Origin of the sequence: Pseudalkalibacillus berkeleyi, assembly GCF_021608225.1 — a bacterium.
Lineage (GTDB): Bacteria > Bacillota > Bacilli > Bacillales > Fictibacillaceae > Pseudalkalibacillus > Pseudalkalibacillus berkeleyi.
In genome coordinates, this window is sequence record NZ_JAKIJS010000007.1 from 17111 (window position 1) to 36390 (window position 19280).

Below are 19280 nucleotides of genomic sequence, written 5' to 3' on the forward strand. Positions count from 1 at the left end.
ATATATTGGAACAAATCGTCTCAGCCACTTATGAAACGTACATTGTTTACATATACATGGACATATACCGTGCAAATACCTTTAACATCGGTAACATATGGAAGAATTTTCTCACCATTTGCAATACCGAAAACCTTACTTGCTTCATATGATATATAGAAAACTGGTATTCGCTAACTCAATTCGTTTATTCTTTAGTGAAAATGAATATATTCTATACATTTCCATGAGTAAATAACCGATATTAAAGGAAAAGATAGGTATAAAATCGAATATGTAATTATGCGTATACTAGTCATTCTCGAGAGGGGTTGGATCCTTGAACAAGATCTATATCTTGGACACAAATGTTATTTTACATGACCCTGCTTCAATTTTTAAATATGCAGGGAACGATGTTGTCATCCCAGCTGTAGTCGTTGAAGAAATCGATTCAAAAAAGCGATTGCAAGATGAAGTTGGTCGAAATGCTCGGGAGTTTGGCCGACAGTATAAGACTTTGCGCGAAAAATACAAAGATCGCCTACATGAACCTTTTCCACTTGATCATGGTGGAACACTTGTGATTGAACTAAATCATCGCTCTTTTGAAAACATCAAGGGCATTTTTAATGAAGATTCCAATGACAATCGTATTTTGGCTGTCGCGGTGAATATCGCAATTGAGCAACCAAAAAGAGATGTCGTCTTGGTTTCAAATGATATTTTGTTGATTGCGAAAGCTGATGCTTTGAAAAAATCTTTGAATACATTAAACTTCAAAGCACAATTATATGAGAACGATCGTCTCGTTGAAAGCTCCCTCACCATTCACAAAGGCTACCACGAAATTATGGTATCCCCTGAGTTAATTAATGCATTTCATGCCAGTCATGAACTCCCTCTTTCTAAGCTTACCGAATATCTGCAAACCGATGTCTTTCCACAGGATTTCCTACTCATGAAAAGTAATACAGGGACAAACCAATCCGCTTTAGGACGGGTCCTCATGAAAACAAATAGGCTTGTATGTAGACCATTATTCCATACGGATGATGATTCTTTCATATGGGGTTTACGTCCAAAAAATGTTGAGCAACGTATGTTCTTAGAAATGTTGCTTGATCCTAAAGTTGAAATGGTATGTGCGATCGGTAAAGCTGGTACAGGGAAAACATTACTCGCATTAGCTGCTGCTCTTCACGAGACTCAAGATATGAAGCATTACACGAAAATTACCGTTGCCCGTCCAATCGTTCCAATGGGAAAAGACATCGGATATTTACCTGGGGAAAAGGATGAAAAGCTCCGCCCTTGGATGCAGCCAATCTTTGACAACTTGGAACAGCTTTTCAATATTGATCCTGATTCTAATAAGAAAAATGATAAAAATGGCGGTATGCCTAAGATTGAGAAAGAAATTGAACAATTGAATATGGAAATTGAAGCACTCACCTATATTAGAGGACGGAGCATTCCGAATCAGTTTATCATCATTGATGAAGCACAAAACCTGACGAAGCATGAAGTGAAAACAATTGTCAGTCGTGCTGGAAAAGGAACGAAAATCGTACTGGTCGGGGACCCTGACCAAATCGACCATCCTTACCTCGATTCAGTGAATAATGGACTGACTTACACAATTGAGCGATTAAAGTCTGAAGAAGAAATTGGCATTATCCGACTTTCACGCACAGAACGCTCTAATCTAGCTGAAAAAGCTGCTCGATATCTGTAAATTATTTCGATGTTAAAGTGCCTGATATGCCTCTATGAAAGGATTTTTATCTCCTAGCCATAGACGAGAGACGAACGTTTTTCTTGAAAATATCGGGCACTTTATTTACGCTCGTTTTTCTATTTGAACCTGTCGATATATGTCACCATGTGGTACAATGATATTTGTCTATTTCGTACATAGGAGGCACTTTTATGGATAAAACTCCCTTCATCGCGGTGGAAGGTCCTATCGGTGTCGGTAAAACATCTTTAGCCAAAGCGATTAGTGATCGATTCAATTATCATCTGCTTAAAGAAATTGTCGAAGAGAATCCTTTTCTCGGAAAATTCTATGATGATATTGAGGAATGGAGCTTTCAAACCGAAATGTTCTTTCTTTGCAATCGTTTCAAGCAGCTAGAAGATATCGATCGATTATTCTTAGAACATAAATCCCCCGTTGTTTCGGACTATCATATTTTCAAGAACCGAATCTTTGCTATGCGAACATTGAAAGACGTTCATTTTCAAAAGTATATGCAAATCTTCGAAATTCTCACAAAGGACATGCCCTCTCCTAACATGGTGATTTACATGAAAGCGAGTTTGGATACATTGTTGAATCGTATTTCGCTAAGAGGAAGAGACATCGAAAAGAATATTGACCCGAGTTATTTAGAGCAACTATCTAAAGACTATGACCTATTCATGTATCAATTTCAAAAGCATCATCCAGAAATTCCAGTGATGACAATTGATGGAGATCACATTGATTTTGTACAAAACCCAGACCAATTAGAGGAAATCTTAAGAACAGTCCAAGAGACTTTTCACAAAAAGGAAGTGAAGCAATGAGCATCCATGAGAAATACAACATTCCAAAAAACGCTGTCATAACGGTTGCCGGAACAGTAGGTGTCGGTAAATCCACAATGACAAAGGCGATTGCTAATAAGCTCTCATTCGAAACCTCAATGGAAAAAGTCGATACAAATCCTTACTTGGACAAGTTCTATCATGATTTCGAACGTTGGAGCTTTCATTTACAAATCTATTTCCTTGCAGAACGTTTTAAAGAACAAAAGCGTATGTTTGAGCAAGGTGGAGGGTTTGTACAAGATCGATCCATTTATGAAGATACAGGCATTTTTGCGAAAATGCATTATGATAAAGGGACGATGACAAATATTGACTATGAAACCTATACAAGTCTTTTCGAGGCGATGGTCATGACACCGTTCTTCCCTCATCCAGATGTATTAATTTACATTGAAGGAAGTCTGCAGGACATCATTGACCGTATTCAAGTTCGTGGACGTCCGATGGAACAGCAAACGCCTACTGCCTATTGGAAAGAAATGCACGGCCGCTATGAAAATTGGATTAACAACTTTACAACATGTCCAGTACTCAAGATCAACATTAATGATTACGACTTGATTCAAAATCCCGAATCAGTGGAACCAATTTTGAAAAAGATTGGTGAAACGATCAACGGTAATCGAAACCTACAGCACGTGTAAGAAAAACATAAATGCAAAAGTGGCTGTCTAAAAAGCCCCAAATTTAAACAAGAACAAGTATTGTCTTCCTTCTACTTGTTCTTGTTTTCTAATGAAATGATTTAGTCAAAAATGAGTTGCTTTCAGGACAGCCCTTTTTTATTATATACTTTTCTCTAGCAGAACCTCTTGTAGTCCCCACTTCTCTTTAAGTCGATCCATTTCTCCGGATAAATGCATTTCTTCATGCCAAAGCGCAATCCAATTTTGATAATCAAGATCTCCTCTATGGACCATATAAACTTTCTCACTTTTTGCGAACTTTTCATTCACATATCCAGGATACAATCGATGGTCCAGATTGGAATGATAAACCGCTTCAATATGGTCTGTAATCATCACATCAACTTCTCCAGTAGCAACCATTTCGGGGATTGATAAATTTTGATCCACTACGATGACATTCGCATGCTTGATGTTCTTTCGGACAAAACGTTCATTCGTACCCCCAGGATTTAGACCAATACGAACGGAAGGTTGATCAATATCTGATACGCATTGATATTTAAGCTTGTCCTCACGGCGTACTAACGGTGCTTTGCAGTCTCTGAAATAAGGTTGGGTCAGATGCGCGATTTTCTGCCGTTCAAGATTTCGACTTACCCCACCCATTGCAATATCAAAACGATCCGACGTGAGATCATCCATTAAACTCGACCATGTCGTTTGGACAAACTGTACTTTTACCCCAAGTTGATCTGCTAATAAATGGGCAACATCTATATCAAAGCCTTCGAACTGACTGGTATGCGGATTTAAATACGTAAATGGCTTGTAATCACCCGACGTTCCAACACGTATGATGCCTTTATCGAGAATTTCATCCAACCGTGAAGTGATCAACGATCCTGAGTCTGTCACAAGTGAAGGGGTGTTAAAAAAAGCCTCACTCCCTAATTGTCGAATATTCATGGTTTCACGTTCAGAAAGATTTCTTTTCATATTCTTCCCCTCCTAATGACGATGTTTATGGTTAAGCTTTGTACGTTTCGTATTGATGTTGCTCAATGATTTTCTTGGCTTTCTCACGGTCTTCGTCAGTTCGAAAACTAATTCTTAGAACTCCGTAGACATCCTCGCGTGCTTCAATGATCCGTATATTCGTAATGCTTATGTTTCCTTCAGCAAGTATCGTTGTGATGTGTGAGATTACCCCAGCTTGGTCTAACACGTCAACATATAAATCGTAGAATGAACGAATCGCACCTTTTGATCCTTCTGGCATCGCATCACGGTATTGTTTCGCTCCTGAAAAATAATCGTAGATACGATCTCGATCCCCTTTTGCGACAAGGTCTCTCACTTCATTCATCTCAATCATCCACTCATCCATCAGATAGAGAATATTTTCTTGATTATGTTGAATGATATCCCGCCACATTGACGGACTACTTGAAGCAATGCGTGTAATATCTTTAAATCCACCTGCAGCTAAGCGGTGAATCAAGTCATTTTTCTCTGCTTGGTCTTGGACTTGTCGAACAAGACTTGCCGCCATTACATGCGGAAAATGACTAATTACACCCGTAACGAGATCATGCTCATCCGCTTCCATCATCTGAAAATTTGCTTTCGTTCCCTTTAACCAGCCTTTCAGTTCAACTACTTTTTCATTTGGCGTCTTTGGTAGTAAAGTGAATATATAAAAGGCATTTTCAAATAAATGACCCTTAGCACTACCGACACCTGATTTATGTGAGCCTGCCATCGGATGACCGCCGATAAAAGTAACCCCTTTTTGCTGTAAAGGTTCTGCTTTTTTTAAGATATTGCCTTTCGTACTTCCAACGTCTGTTATGATGACATTCGGCTTCAATGTAAAGCTATTTAAGGCTTCTATTAATCGCAGTGTCTCCTCTACAGGTGTAGCAAATACGATTAAATCTGCCTGTTCCGCTTCTTCACGTAAATGGATAGAATAATCATCAATCACTTGTAGTGTTTTTGCTAACTTGCACTCTTCCTCATTCAAGTCATATCCGATGATTGTGGCATCATGTTCTTTTTTGATCGCTAATGCAAGGGATCCGCCGATTAAACCAACCCCTATGAGTAACACACGTCTGTTCACAGCCTCGTTCTCCTTATGAAGACAATTTAATGGTTCGATGATCAACCAAAATTTCTTTTAATAAAGCAATAACTTGTTCATTTTCTTCATATTTTCCAACTGTTATTCGAATGCCATCTTTAATTGGTCTGACAATATATCCTCTCTGTATGAGATATTGGAACACTTCATCAAGATCTTGCTCTGGTTCAATATAAATAAAATTTCCTTGAGAAGGATAATATGGGATTTGGTATGCATTACAAAACGTATAAAATTGCTTTAAACCCTCTTGGTTACGGTTCTTGCTTTCTTCAATAAATGCTTGATCATCCAGTGCTGCACGAGCAGCAACTTGGGCGAACTGTGAAGTATTGAATGGAAGTCTACTAATGTTGAACTGACTGATCAGTGTTGTATCGCCAATCGCATAACCGATGCGAAAACCTGCAAGCCCATACCCTTTTGAAAAAGTCCGTAACACGAGTAAGTTATTATATTCGTTGACTAGTTTCATTGCGTCTGGATAATCTTCAGCTGTTACGTATTCGAAATACGCTTCATCTAAGACGACAAGCGTTTCATCTGGAACAGATTCTAATAATCCTCTTATCTCCGTTTCTGTCACATACGTTCCTGTCGGATTATTCGGATTACAGATCCAAACGATGCTCGTCTTTTCGTCAACTTCATTTTGCATACTGAGAAGATCATGTCGACCGTCTTTTAAAGGCACCGCTCTAATTTCACTCTTTTCAATGACTGCATGATGACGGAACTGTGGAAATGTAAAAGACGCCATAACAACATTCGATTCCGGTGTCAGTAGTGATCGACTAATAATCTGGATCATTTCATCTAAACCACTACTAAATAGCAATTGTTGTTCTTCAATGTTCAGTTGTTTTGCAAGCTTCTCTCTCAAGTCTTCTGCTCTACTATCTGGATAATGTGCAAAATGTGAGATTGAACGTAATGCTTCTGAAATCTGTTCTGAACAACCGAATGGGTTCTCGTTTGACGCCAAGTTCACAATTTCAGTAAGACCGAGTTCCTTTTTCACATTGTCAATGGACTTTCCAGGATCATACGCCTGTAGAGATAGCAGCTGCTCTTTCACTTTCATTTGATCTCCTCCAATGCTCGTATTTTCTAAAAGTCTCTCGCGGATTCACGATGCCTTCTTACATTTTCTTTAATGACATTCATTTGATCATTTCCAAACTGGTTGACGATCGCACTAGCAAGTTCCCATGCAACAACTGCTTCTGCTACAACACTCGCAGCCGGTACAGCACAGCTATCCGATCGTTCTATACTTGCTTTAAAGGGTTCCTTCGAATCTATGTCTACACTTTGTAGTGGTTTGTATAAGGTCGGGATTGGTTTCATTACGCCGCGAACAACGACAGGCATTCCTGTTGTCATTCCGCCTTCAAAACCACCTGCATTGTTTGTTCGGCGTGTATAACCATCTTGTTCGTTCCATAATATTTCATCATGGACTTCACTTCCTGGACGATGGGCGGCTTCAAAACCAACGCCAATTTCCGCACCTTTGAATGCATTGATGCTCATAATGGCACCGGCTAACTTTGCATCAAGTTTGTTGTCATACTGTGTGTAACTGCCAACTCCTACGGGCATTCCTTCAACAATTACTTCTACGATTCCACCGATTGAATCTCCCTGTTCTTTAGCATCATCAATGGCTTTCATCATTTTCTTTTCGGCTTCAGAATCTAAGCAACGTACTGGGGAATCCTCTGCTTTCTGTCGTAAAGTTTCTAATGACTCACTATGTGTGGTGTTCGCTTTCACACCACCAATCTCAATTACATGTCCTGCAACTTGGATGCCTAGTTCGCTAAGAATTTGTTTCGCAACTGCGCCTGCTGCTACTCTAACCGTTGTCTCTCTCGCCGAAGAACGTTCAAGTACGTTCCGCATATCCCGGTGTCCGTATTTAATTGCACCATTCAAATCTGCATGTCCCGGGCGAGGTCTTGTGATTTGACGCTTTACCTCTTCATCATCCGCAATCGGTTCAGCTCCCATTATTTTTCTCCAATGTTGGAAGTCACGATTTTCAACCGTCAATGTAATCGGTGATCCTAATGTCGATCCATGACGGACACCACTTAATATATTTACCTGATCTTTCTCAATCTGCATTCTTCGTCCTCTGCCATAGCCTTTTTGTCTACGAGCAAGCTCACCATTAATATGACTAGCTGCTAGTGTTAAACCAGCAGGAACACCTTCAATAATTGTTGTTAGTTGGGGACCGTGTGACTCCCCTGCCGTCAAGTACCTCATCCAAATCCTCCTCGCATGAAATTAAGAAACCATTTCTATAAATAGAGCTCTGTTAAAATGAGTTGTTAATATTCGCTATTGGGTACTCGCTTTCCGCGGACGGTTCGGGAGCCTCACTTCCACAGGATGTGGTGGATCTTAGTCGAAGATCCTTATTAAGTGTGAAGAGTCTCCCCTGAACCGCTTTTTCCGCAGGAGTCTCCTACCCCATCGCTACATTCAACTTTTAAAGGGCTCCTTTAACAAAAACATAAATAAAAAACGCCCCTGCTATGATTAGCAGGGACGATATTTAATCGCGGTACCACCCTCGTTACGGAAATGTATCCGTCTCTCATTTCATTAACGGTATCGCACCGTCTTTCTCAGATTTACCAAGAAAGAAGCTCGAGGGTGAACTTCATGTCATTCTTTGTACTGATTTACACCAACCATCAGCTCTCTTTAACAGTGAGATTGACATTACTTTGTCCTGTCATTGCATATAATTATTTTATTAATATCAATTTTTAACACGGTCAATTGATTTTGTAAAGCACCAATATTTTATTTTTTATTGTTGAATACGCTTACATCTTTGTTCTGAATGCTTTTGCGGTTTAAAGCGAAAAATTTTCTGTGAATTAACCTGTTGACATATATAGGTTCGTTGCTTTAAAGTCTTAAACAATCTTAAAAATGATTTTTATAAAGGAGTGGAGTAATCGTGTCTAATGAATTAGATGTTTTGCGCGGAGAAATAGAAAAAGTGAACATGCAGATCTTAGATCTACTTAACCAGCGAGGATCAATCGTGCAACAAATAGGTAAGGTAAAAGAAACGCAGGGCGTGAAACGTTTCGATCCAGTTCGTGAACGACAACTGCTTGATTTAATAGCAGAAAATAACGAAGGTCCTTTCGAAACCTCCACGCTTCAACATATTTTCAAAACCATCTTCAAGGCAAGCTTAGAATTGCAAAAGGATGATAATCGTAAATCGCTTCTAGTATCAAGAAAACGGAAGCCTGAAAATACTGTCATCAATGTGAAAGGTGAATTGATCGGCGATGGAAATACTCATTTCGTCATGGGACCATGCGCAGTTGAAAGCTATGAGCAAGTTCGTGAAGTTGCGAAATCTATGAAAGAACAAGGATTAACATTACTTCGTGGTGGGGCATTTAAACCAAGGACTTCTCCATATGACTTCCAAGGTCTTGGATTTGAAGGCTTGCAAATTTTACGAAAAGTAGCGGACGAATTCAACCTCGCCGTTGTTAGTGAAATTCTGAATCCAAATGATCTTGAAAAAGCTCTTGATTACGTTGATGTCATTCAAATTGGTGCCCGTAATATGCAAAACTTTGACTTACTGAAAGCTGCAGGATCTGTCAATAAGCCTGTACTGTTGAAACGAGGAATGTCTGCGACCATTGAGGAATTCATGTATGCTGCAGAATACATTATCTCAAGTGGAAACGACCAAGTTATTCTTTGTGAGCGAGGAATCCGTACGTACGAAAAGGCGACACGCAACACGTTAGACATTTCAGCTGTGCCTATTTTGAAAAAGGAAACGCATCTTCCTGTTATGGTAGATGTCACTCATTCAACTGGACGAAAAGATCTCCTAGTGCCTACTGCTCAAGCTGCAATTGCAATTGGTACAGATGGGATTATGGCTGAAGTACATCCTGATCCAGCAGTCGCACTATCTGATTCAGCACAACAAATGGATATTGAAGAATTCAACGAATTTATGGATAAAGTACGACCAAACCAATTCATCCATTCATAAATCAATCATATAAAAAGGAGTGACCGTGTAAGGCTTTAATGCCTTTATGGTCACTCCTTTTTTGTACGTTTAGAAAGTATAAGGTCAACTAGGCAGCCTTCGCCACAAGCTTGGGCTTGCCAAGTTTTCTTTACGTACAAAAAAATTCGTTACTCTCGTAACGAATTTAAAACTCACATACAATCTCCGGTTGTAATATGCGCTGTGATTATAAAAATGGAGGAGGTAGAGGGATTCGAACCCCCGCGGGCGGTTAAGCCCCTGGCGGTTTTCAAGACCGCTCCCTTCAGCCAGACTTGGGTATACCTCCGTACTGACAAAAACCATTATAGCATCGACAAAAACCATTCGTCAACACATAATCGACATTTATTTTTTAAAATCGACATTCCTTAAAAATAGCACTCAAATCATTCCTTTAAAAAGCAAAGGAGAGCTGACAGACTGTCTTGTCAGCTCTCAAATAATCTACATTGAGATTACGCTTTTGTTCCCCATATATGGACGTAACACTTCTGGTATAACAACACTACCGTCTTCCTGTTGGTAGTTTTCTAAAAGCGCAGCAACCGTTCGACCAATCGCAAGTCCAGAACCGTTTAATGTGTGCACATGTTCAGGCTTGGCTTTCGCTTCACGACGGAATCGAATGTTGGCACGACGAGCTTGGAAATCCTCAAAATTACTACAAGAAGAAATTTCACGGTACGTCTCATAGCTTGGAATCCATACTTCAATGTCATATTTCTTCGCAGCCGTGAAACCTAAATCACCAGTACACATGCTCATCACACGATATGGAAGCTTCAAGAGTTGTAACACTTTTTCAGCGTGGCCTGTTAGTGTTTCTAATCGTTCATAAGAATCTTCAGGCTTCACAAAGTGCACAAGCTCGACCTTGTTAAATTGGTGATGACGGATTAATCCTCGAGTATCACGCCCTGCAGACCCAGCTTCTGACCGGAAGCACGCACTGAACGCAACATAAGCCTTCGGAAGATCTTCAAGCTTCAAGATTTCATCACGATGCATATTCGTTACTGGAACCTCAGCAGTCGGAATAAGGAAGTAATCTTCTTCACGAATTTTGAAAGCATCCTCTTCAAATTTAGGAAGCTGACCTGTTCCTGTCATGCTCTCGCGATTTACAAGATACGGTGGTAAAACTTCTGTATATCCGTGCTGATCTTCATGAAGATCCATCATAAAGTTAATCAACGCACGCTCTAGACGAGCTCCTAATCCCTTATAAAACGCGAAACGGCTACCTGTAACCTTTGCCGCTCTTTCGAAGTCCACAATATCGAGGTTAGTCGCAACATCCCAGTGAGGCTTAGGTTCAAAGTCAAACGCACGAATTTCTCCCCATTTTCTAGCTACAACGTTATCCTCTTCGTCTCCGCCTATCGGAGCAGACTCATGAGGAATATTTGGTAACGTCAGCATAACGTTTTGTAGCTTCTCTTCTACTTGTCGAAGTTCCTCATCATAAGCTTTGATCTTCTCTCCAACCTCACGCATTTCAATAATTAAGTGGTCTGCATCTTTCTTTTCTCGTTTAAACTCAGCCACTTGCTTGGACACGCTGTTTCGCTCACTTTTCAACACTTCTGTCTGGTTGATTAACTCACGACGCTTTTCGTCTAACTCTTTAAACTGATCCAAACCAGAAATATCTTCACCACGCGTAGAAAGTTTCTCTTTCACCTCATCAAAATGCTCTCGAACAAATTTCAAATCTAACATATCAATCTCCTCCTTAAATTAATCAGAATTATAGTACGACACGTCCTGTGCGACGTAATTCGACGTTTATCATCAGTTTTCCTAGACGAATTAGATACGAGTATTTCAAGGCACGCCGTTTTTTTAAGACCGGAACGTGTAAGTAATACTTGAGGATCTTAAAAAAAACAAGTAACACTCACTGCCTAATTACGTCACGTCCTGTGACAACGGCAGTACTTGCACGTCCTTTGCGTCGGAAAGACGAAGTAGATCATTCGTCTAAACCTAGGGTGATTAGAAACGAGAAGTACAAGGCACGATGGTTTTAAGGACCGGACACAATGAAATCGGCTAATAGCGTCACGTCCTGAGACAACGCCGATACTAGTACATCCTGTACTTCGGAGGACCGGTAAAACCGAGCAACGCAGTAATTCGACGTTAATAATCAGCCTAGAAATAAAAAACTCTCGCCCCATCGCATAAATATTATACGAAGGGACGAGAGTTAACCCGCGTTGCCACCCTGGTTGTACCATTACAAAACATGATACCACTCTGGTAATGTAACGGTTACTAACCGAAAATACTTACTGGAGCTAGGCTCGTTCAGTATTTTACTCAAGGATGGATTCACAAGGTTCTTACGTCGATTTGCACCAACCATCGACTCTCTAAGGGTAAGAATACTTGTTACTAGTTCCTATCTACATTCGTTCTATGTTTGTGTTAGTAGTAATTTACACTATTTTGAAACGTTATGCAACTCGTTTTTGGTTTCTTCAACCATTTTGACAAAATATCCATGCATTCTATGGTCATCTGTCAATTCTGGATGAAACGCACAGCATAGGAAACGACCTTGCCTAGCTGCTACGATTTTGTCCTGGAACGTTGCCAACACTTCTGTATCTGGACTAACGGATTCAATATATGGTGCTCTTATGAATACACCGATATAGGGATCACCTTCAAGTCCTTTGACATCCAGTGGGATTTCAAAGCTTTCACGTTGACGGCCAAAGCCATTTCGATGAACTTTGATATCCATAACCTCTAAATGTCCGACATCTTGTCCGATAATATCCTTCGCCATCAAGATCAAGCCTGCACAAGTACCAAATACAGGTTTTCCTGATTTCGCAAATTCCTGTAAAGGTCCGAACATTTCATATTTATCGATTAAACGACGCATTGTTGTACTTTCTCCACCAGGGACGACAAGTGCATCAATGTCGTTCAAATCCTCTACACGTTTTACAATTTTAACTTCTGCTCCTGAAGCTTCAAGCGAACGAGCATGTTCGCGGATTGCGCCTTGTAGGGCAAGAATTCCAACTGTGACCATCGTGATGTCTCCTTTGTCTTTTCTTACCATCCGCGATCTTGCATACGCTCAGAAGGTTGTAGAGAAGAAATCTCGACACCTTTCATAGCCGTTCCAAGACCTTTAGACAATTTAGCGATTAATTCATAATCTTGATAATGAGTCGTTGCTTCAACGATCGCACGTGCAAATTTCTCAGGATTTTCAGATTTGAAGATTCCTGATCCAACGAATACACCGTCTGCTCCAAGCTCCATCATTAATGCAGCATCAGCTGGTGATGCTACTCCACCTGCAGCAAAGTTTACGACTGGCAAACGACCTTCTTTTTTGATTTGTAGAAGAATTTCATATGGTGCGCCAAGGTTCTTCGCTTCCGTCATCAATTCGTCTTCACTCATGCCCACAATCTTTTTCACTTGAGATTGGATAAGACGCATGTGACGAACCGCTTCAACAATGTTACCTGTTCCTGGTTCACCTTTCGTACGAAGCATAGAAGCACCTTCACCAATACGGCGTGTCGCTTCTCCAAGATCACGTGCACCACATACAAATGGTACAGTGAAATCACGTTTATTTAAGTGAAACACTTCATCTGCAGGAGTCAATACTTCACTTTCATCGATGTAATCTGCACCAAGTGATTCAAGTATACGTGCTTCAACGATATGTCCGATACGCGCTTTCGCCATAACAGGAATTGAAACTGCTCCAATTACCTCTTCAACGATTGAAGGGTCAGCCATACGAGCGACTCCGCCCGCTGCACGGATATCTGCTGGGACACGTTCTAGTGCCATTACTGCAACCGCACCTGCTTCTTCAGCAATTTTTGCTTGTTCCGCATTTACAACGTCCATGATGACGCCGCCTTTTTGCATTTCTGCCATACCGCGTTTAACGCGATCAGTACCTGTTTGTACCATTTATAAATCCCCCTATCAGTAGGTGTTTTTTTAGTATGATTCTAAATCCTATCCTATTGTATCACTTTTCATAACACATGCCTATCCAGACACAAGCCTCAACTAAAAATACTAATGGTAAATTCTTCTCGTTTTTGAAAAAAGGAACTGAAGCATTTACTGCTCAGTCCCTCCAATATGATATTTGTTAAAATAAGCCTTTAATCGAGTCAACGACGTTCGTCCAAATGTCTCCAAAGAATCCACCAATTCCGCGCATCATGAGCACGAACCAGTTCGCCTTTTCAACATCTGCTTGAGCGACGATCGGAGAGCTCGCTTTCTTACTTGCTTCTTCGGTAATATAACCAAAGTCGTCCTTACCGGAGTACTCAAGCTTCAGCGTTCCGACCTGATCTCCTTTTTTGACTGGTGCAGTCAGTTCACCTTTATCATTAAGAGCTTTCTTGCTCCAAACAGCTTTTGGCTTATATTTATCTTCCTCACCGTTTGCAATTACGACAGAAAGAGCATCTGTAGATTGAACAGCTACCTTCTTCTCTTTACCTTTAATAACAGGTAAAGAAGATTTACCTTTTACTTCATAATCAGCTTTGACGATTTCTTTTTTCGAGAAATTGTTGAAGCCATAATCTAAAAGTTTTCGAGTTTCTTCAAAACGTGCATTATATGAATCAGCTTTCATAACTACTGATATCAATCTCACACCATTGCGTTGAGCCGTACCTGTAAATGAATAACCAGCTAAATCTGTTGATCCAGTCTTTAGTCCGTCTACTCCCTCATACGATAGTCCATAACCTTGAGGGTTATCCGGTATCATCCAGTTCCAGTTAATCATATGGTTTTCGTCAGCAGTACCTTTTCTGAACATTTTATCAGGGATTTTCGCTGTATCAAGGACTTCAGGATAATCCTTCAATAGATGGTACGCTAGTTTTGCAGTATCACGGGCTGACATCATATTCATGTCTTCAGCGCCACCTGCTGGGTGGTTGCCTTTTAAGTCACGGTTATTCAGCCCTGTACTATTTACAAAATTATATTTCTTCAAGCCAAGTTCTTTAGCTTTGTCATTCATCATTTTAACGAAATGCGTTTCAGATCCGGCAATCGTTTCAGCGATCGCCATTGTAGCTCCATTTGCAGAGTAAATAGCAGCAGCTTCGAACAGTTCTTTAATCGTATAATCAGGATCAGCATCTTGTCTCAACCAAACATTGGATAGACTAGAATCCTGAGAAACTTTATGTACACGATCACTAATTTTCACAGGCGTATCCCAATTTATTTTTCCTTTATCGATTGCTTCAAGTACTAAGTATTCCGTCATCATCTTCGTCATACTTGCCGGTGGCAATAGTAAATCAGCATTCTTTTGGAATAAGATCTTACCCGTTTCTGCGTCCACTAGAATTGCAGATTCAGCCTCTAATTGCAAATTAGGAGCAGCATAACTTTTTGACGGTAACGATGTGACCATTCCTGTGACGAAAAGCGCCATCGTTAATAATAAAATTACAGTTTGTTTCATTCGGTTTACCAACCTTATTGCACCTCCAACCCATATACAACATGGGTTATTGTACCATAATAAATATCAAAAAAATAGACAGTGGAAACCCCACTGTCCGAAAAATAATGAAAATAGTACAATCAGCGTATCTTTCTTTACAATTGTGTGACAAAGGTTATATGTCAGATTAAACGGAGTAGTTTGGTGATTCTTTCGTAATCTGAACATCATGAGGATGACTTTCACGTAATCCTGCATTTGTAATGCGCGTGAACATAGCATTCTCACGTAAATCTTCTACCGTAGGTGTGCCGCAGTAACCCATACCTGAGCGTAAGCCTCCCACTAATTGGTGCAGCGTATCAGCTAGTGGCCCTTTATAAGGTACTCTTCCTTCAATGCCTTCTGGTACGAGCTTTTGATTATTTTCTTGGAAATAACGGTCGCGGCTTCCTCGCTCCATAGCTCCAATAGACCCCATGCCACGGTATACCTTAAATTGACGGCCTTGGTAAATTTCCCGTTCGCCAGGACTTTCATCAACGCCTGCAAGTAGACTACCAAGCATGACTGCATGTCCACCTGCCGCTAATGCTTTCACGACATCACCTGAATACTTAATGCCCCCGTCAGCAATAATTGGTATGTTATGTTTGCGCGCTTCTGTCGCACATTCATAAACAGCTGTAACTTGTGGAACACCTACACCGGCAACAACACGAGTCGTACAAATAGATCCTGGTCCGATTCCTACTTTGACTACATCTACACCAGCTTCTATCAGTTCTCGCGTTCCTTCTGCAGTGGCTACGTTTCCAGCAATAATCGTGATCTGAGGATAAGCTGACTTAATCTCTCTGACCTTATCCAGAACACCTTCAGAATGTCCGTGTGCAGTGTCAATGACAAGTGCATCCACTCCAGCTTCAACAAGCTTCTTCACTCGCATTAATGCGTCGGCTGTTACTCCAACTGCAGCGCCTGCGAGTAGTCTCCCTTGTGAATCTTTTGCTGAATGAGGGAACTCAATTACTTTTTCAATATCTTTAATTGTAATGAGTCCTTTTAAAATTCCATTCTCGTCAACGAGAGGGAGTTTTTCTATACGGTGTTGCTGAAGAATTTCCTCAGCTTCCTTTAAAGTTGTTCCTACTGATGCTGTGACTAGGTTCTCGTGCGTCATCACATCTTTAATTTTAATTGAGAAATCTTGTATAAAGCGCATATCACGATTCGTTATGATACCGACGAGTTTTCGATCTTCATCAACAATCGGTACACCTGAAATACGGTATTTACCCATCAAGTGTTCAGCGTCGAATACTTGATGTTCGGGAGTGAGATAAAATGGATTCGTGATAACACCTGATTCAGAACGTTTAACACGATCTACATGTTCCGCTTGCTCTTCGATTGACATGTTCTTGTGGATAATACCTAATCCACCTTGACGAGCCATTGCAATTGCCATCTTGGATTCCGTAACAGTGTCCATTCCTGCACTAATTACAGGTACATTTAGTTTCACCGTTTCTGATAATCTCGTCCCCACCGATACATCTTTAGGTAATACCGATGATTTTGCTGGAACAAGCAAAACGTCATCAAACGTTAGTCCTTCTCGTGCAAATTTGTCTTCCCACATAAGTCCCACTCTCCTTTTTATCGTTAAATATTATTTGTAGAGTAACAATGGGGTAAACTACTGTCAAGAAAGCAGGAATAAGTCCGACTTTTCATAAAATTTGCTCTATATGGATGTGACAGTATGAATGGGTCCTTTAATGAATGGAATAACCTTGATCAATTCCTAAGTACGAATACGACCCAACGGTATTTAAAGCGATGTTATGACCGGCTTGAATTGTCTTCTTCTAGTGATGAGCTCAGCTTCAATAATAGCTACAGCTTCATCTACTACGCAACCCATGGAAAAAGACACTTCGATCTATGCACTCATGCACCTTTGGAGCTTCAACCTGTTCTTCAGTACTACGGTATGGTGCAGTTATTAAAATGCTGCCTTTTGACAGTGGATCCCTATTATCCGAGTTCTACCTCGTTACTTGCTCATGGCGTAACGACTCGAAAAAGAAAGAAACAAAACTATCTATTCCTACATGATGAAATCAAAGTACAACGGAATGGCCTGTTTCCTTATTTCTCTGAGCAATTATTTGGGATTAAACAACTCGAGGGTGACAAGTTTAAAATGAAGGATTTACTTGTCCGTGTTCCTGAGTTAAACAACTTGTTCAATCAAATGACAGGGCAAAGTCCATTAGCGAAAATCTATAAGGATGGCACTCATTTTAAAGTGAACGTTAGTATTCTCGATGCACTACATATGACAGAAGCAAGATTTGTTCAATTCCTAAAGCAAAGATTTTGTGATGAAGAAGTAGCGATTAGTTTTAACGACCCATTCATAATGATTGATTGTAAGAATCAACCTGACCAACTCTTTTATCAAACGCTAGATGAAAACTGGTATTGTCCATTATCGAGAGAAGGATTTGAGCCTTTTCATGAAGTTATGGTCCATTACTTATTACTCTACAATTTGAGTATGATCTGTCGTTATGAAACAGAGTGGTGGGGCGAGCTATTTCATACATTCTCCAGTAATGACTTCCCATTTATATCAAGGTATTTAACGATATCCCGAAAGAAAGTCCCTTATATGCTTATGCAGCACTTAGAGAATCAGAAAAAAGAGGATGGGACATAAACCTGTCTTCATCCTCTCTTATTATTCATTGTTCGGAAATTGCAGTTGTAGCATCTACTTTAATGAATTGAGTATCATCTTTAAACGTTTCCATGCTCCAGCCTCGGGCATAAGCCCAACCACCAATATGCGTAATCATATAGGCTCGAGCCATTCCATTATCCGAATTATAATTCTCCACGACCATAATAGAATCCTCGTTTATGACATATGCGAAAAGTGAATTAGCATCAAATAATTGAAGCTGATCCTCTGTAGCTTTATAGATATCACCTGGAAATGATTCTATAAACTCATCGGTCAACAGCTTACCTTGCTTTGTGCTCGTATCTGCCTGAATGAAGTTCACACCTACGTCATCAAATACAACCATTAATTTTTCTCCATACGTAGCATCTTGGAATGTATAATCATAACGCTCATCCCCGTGAGGTTTTTCTTTAGGTGATCCAAGAACCTCAATCACTTGATCACTCGTATCTCCCATTGAAATTCCGTTTATATTGAAAGATTCTTGAGAAGGTGCAAGTTCAATCGTGATGGCTGAAGCTTTTTTATCTTCTTGAGCATTTTCATCTGATGTTGTGTCCTCTTCAGTGTCACTAGACTCATCCGTAGTATCTACGGATTCCTCACCAGTATCTGTGTCATTCTGTTCATCCTCTAATAGATTTTCTTGGTTCTCATCTTCTGTACTTTCCTCTGTTTTAGGCAGGTCTTCCTCTGCCTGTTCTGTAGCAGAATTAGAACTACAAGCAGTTAGTATTAGAAAAAAAGTAACAGCAAATAATAACGAGAGTTTCTTCATATCCTTACTCCTATTCTGAATTTGAATATTAAGCTCAATACATACATTTTATATGAGTTCTAAGGAATTTAGAATAGGATGATTGTCTTGCATAAGTTTATTGAAAAATGATAGATGTTTCGCGATTTAAGGTGCGATTGAATGCTCCGTAGAACGATTTCTCTTCTACCGAGCACTCATACGCCCTCTTTGAGTGCTTCGTAAGATGATTTCTCCGTTACCGAGCATTCATTCCTCCTCTTTGGGTGCTTCGTAGAATGATTTTCTTGCTGCCGAGCACTCATTCCTCCTCTTTGGGTGCTCCGTAGAATGATTTTCTTGTTGCCGAGCACTCATTGCACCTCTTTAGGTGCTTCGTAGAACGATTTCCCTCCTACCGAGCACTCATTCCACCTCTTTAGGTGCTTCGTAGAACGATTTTCCCTCTACCGAGCACTCACTCCACAACTTACTTCTAATATAGATGATTTTTGGCACAAAAATCTTTCCTTATACAAGCAATAATAATAGTTGGCTCATATTTGTGGTACTTCCGCACTCGCTTGTGGAACTTTCGCTCCTACTTGGGGAACTTCCTCTTTCACTTGTGGAACTTCAGCTCTCGCTTGTGGAACTTTTGCTTCCACTTGGGGAATTCAGTAACTTCTTACTACATGGATCTTTCAAAACCTCAATTACTTTGTAGACTCAACTCCTTGCGGACTTCTTTAAACATACAAAAAAGAGCAGTCTCTCGACTACTCTCGATAGTGCCCGGCGACGTTCTACTCTCACAGGGGGAAGCCCCCAATTACCATTGACGCGCGAGCTTAACTTCCGTGGTCGGCTTCGG

The 19280-nt window shown here is 40.3% G+C and carries 15 protein-coding genes, 1 tRNA gene and 2 other annotated features; of the genes, 5 read left to right on the forward strand and 11 right to left on the reverse strand.

Annotation, left to right across the window (positions count from 1 at the left end; all coding sequences use genetic code 11):
• Positions 1-319 precede the first annotated feature (319 nt).
• From L2716_RS18125 to L2716_RS18135, 3 genes are all read left to right on the forward strand, one after another.
• On the forward strand, positions 320-1717 hold the full coding sequence (locus tag L2716_RS18125; protein ID WP_236339311.1) for a PhoH family protein: 1398 nt from the start codon (positions 320-322) through the stop codon (positions 1715-1717).
• Between the two features lie 194 nt (positions 1718-1911).
• Complete coding sequence (locus tag L2716_RS18130) at positions 1912-2553, forward strand: deoxynucleoside kinase (protein ID WP_236339313.1); 642 nt, start codon at positions 1912-1914, stop codon at positions 2551-2553.
• Positions 2550-3221 carry a deoxynucleoside kinase gene (locus L2716_RS18135; RefSeq protein ID WP_236339315.1) on the forward strand — a complete coding sequence of 224 codons (672 nt, stop codon included), beginning with the start codon at positions 2550-2552 and terminating at the stop codon, positions 3219-3221. Before L2716_RS18130 ends, L2716_RS18135 begins: the two co-directional genes overlap by 4 nt.
• 141 nt (positions 3222-3362) lie before the next feature.
• Here the strand turns inward: L2716_RS18135 and L2716_RS18140 are convergent, their stop codons facing one another.
• Genes L2716_RS18140 through aroC form a run of 4 tightly spaced genes read right to left on the reverse strand, consistent with a single transcriptional unit; the run spans position 3363 to position 7629 of the window.
• Positions 3363-4202: a transporter substrate-binding domain-containing protein gene (locus tag L2716_RS18140; RefSeq protein ID WP_236339317.1), complete on the reverse strand. Its 840-nt coding sequence runs from the start codon at positions 4200-4202 to the stop codon at positions 3363-3365.
• Between the two features lie 31 nt (positions 4203-4233).
• Positions 4234-5331, reverse strand: coding sequence for a prephenate dehydrogenase (locus L2716_RS18145; RefSeq protein ID WP_236339318.1), 1098 nt, complete (start codon positions 5329-5331; stop codon positions 4234-4236).
• A 13-nt stretch (positions 5332-5344) separates the two neighbouring features.
• On the reverse strand, positions 5345-6436 hold the full coding sequence (gene hisC / locus L2716_RS18150; RefSeq protein ID WP_236339321.1) for a histidinol-phosphate transaminase: 1092 nt from the start codon (positions 6434-6436) through the stop codon (positions 5345-5347).
• A gap of 26 nt (positions 6437-6462) precedes the next feature.
• The gene (aroC, locus tag L2716_RS18155) at positions 6463-7629 is read right to left on the reverse strand and encodes a chorismate synthase (protein ID WP_236339332.1); all 1167 of its coding nucleotides are present in this window, start codon (positions 7627-7629) and stop codon (positions 6463-6465) included.
• Between the two features lie 278 nt (positions 7630-7907).
• Positions 7908-8117, reverse strand: a binding site (T-box leader).
• Positions 8118-8332: 215 nt separating this feature from the next.
• On the opposite strand from aroC, the gene L2716_RS18160 reads away from it, so the two are divergent.
• Entirely contained in the window at positions 8333-9409 is a 1077-nt protein-coding gene (locus tag L2716_RS18160) for a bifunctional 3-deoxy-7-phosphoheptulonate synthase/chorismate mutase (protein WP_236339370.1), read from the forward strand.
• A gap of 217 nt (positions 9410-9626) precedes the next feature.
• Here L2716_RS18160 and L2716_RS18165 read toward each other — a convergent pair.
• From L2716_RS18165 to guaB, 6 genes are all read right to left on the reverse strand, one after another.
• Positions 9627-9719: transfer RNA gene (locus L2716_RS18165), tRNA-Ser, on the reverse strand.
• A 158-nt stretch (positions 9720-9877) separates the two neighbouring features.
• Positions 9878-11155: a serine--tRNA ligase gene (gene serS, locus L2716_RS18170; RefSeq protein ID WP_236339334.1), complete on the reverse strand. Its 1278-nt coding sequence runs from the start codon at positions 11153-11155 to the stop codon at positions 9878-9880.
• Positions 11156-11631: 476 nt separating this feature from the next.
• Positions 11632-11856, reverse strand: a binding site (T-box leader).
• Between the two features lie 26 nt (positions 11857-11882).
• A complete protein-coding gene (gene pdxT / locus L2716_RS18175; RefSeq protein WP_236339336.1) occupies positions 11883-12485 on the reverse strand; it encodes a pyridoxal 5'-phosphate synthase glutaminase subunit PdxT in 603 nt (200 codons plus the stop codon).
• Between the two features lie 23 nt (positions 12486-12508).
• Complete coding sequence (gene pdxS / locus L2716_RS18180; protein WP_236339338.1) at positions 12509-13393, reverse strand: pyridoxal 5'-phosphate synthase lyase subunit PdxS; 885 nt, start codon at positions 13391-13393, stop codon at positions 12509-12511.
• Positions 13394-13580: 187 nt separating this feature from the next.
• Complete coding sequence (locus L2716_RS18185; protein WP_236339340.1) at positions 13581-14927, reverse strand: D-alanyl-D-alanine carboxypeptidase family protein; 1347 nt, start codon at positions 14925-14927, stop codon at positions 13581-13583.
• Between the two features lie 169 nt (positions 14928-15096).
• Positions 15097-16554, reverse strand: coding sequence for an IMP dehydrogenase (guaB, locus tag L2716_RS18190; RefSeq protein ID WP_236339360.1), 1458 nt, complete (start codon positions 16552-16554; stop codon positions 15097-15099).
• Between the two features lie 123 nt (positions 16555-16677).
• Here guaB and L2716_RS18195 point away from each other — a divergent pair, with 123 nt between their 5' ends.
• On the forward strand, positions 16678-17640 hold the full coding sequence (locus L2716_RS18195) for a YaaC family protein (protein WP_236339362.1): 963 nt from the start codon (positions 16678-16680) through the stop codon (positions 17638-17640).
• A 25-nt stretch (positions 17641-17665) separates the two neighbouring features.
• On the opposite strand, the gene L2716_RS18200 is transcribed toward L2716_RS18195, so the two are convergent.
• Positions 17666-18448 carry a hypothetical protein gene (locus L2716_RS18200; RefSeq protein ID WP_236339364.1) on the reverse strand — a complete coding sequence of 261 codons (783 nt, stop codon included), beginning with the start codon at positions 18446-18448 and terminating at the stop codon, positions 17666-17668.
• Between the last annotated feature and the right edge of the window lie 832 nt (positions 18449-19280).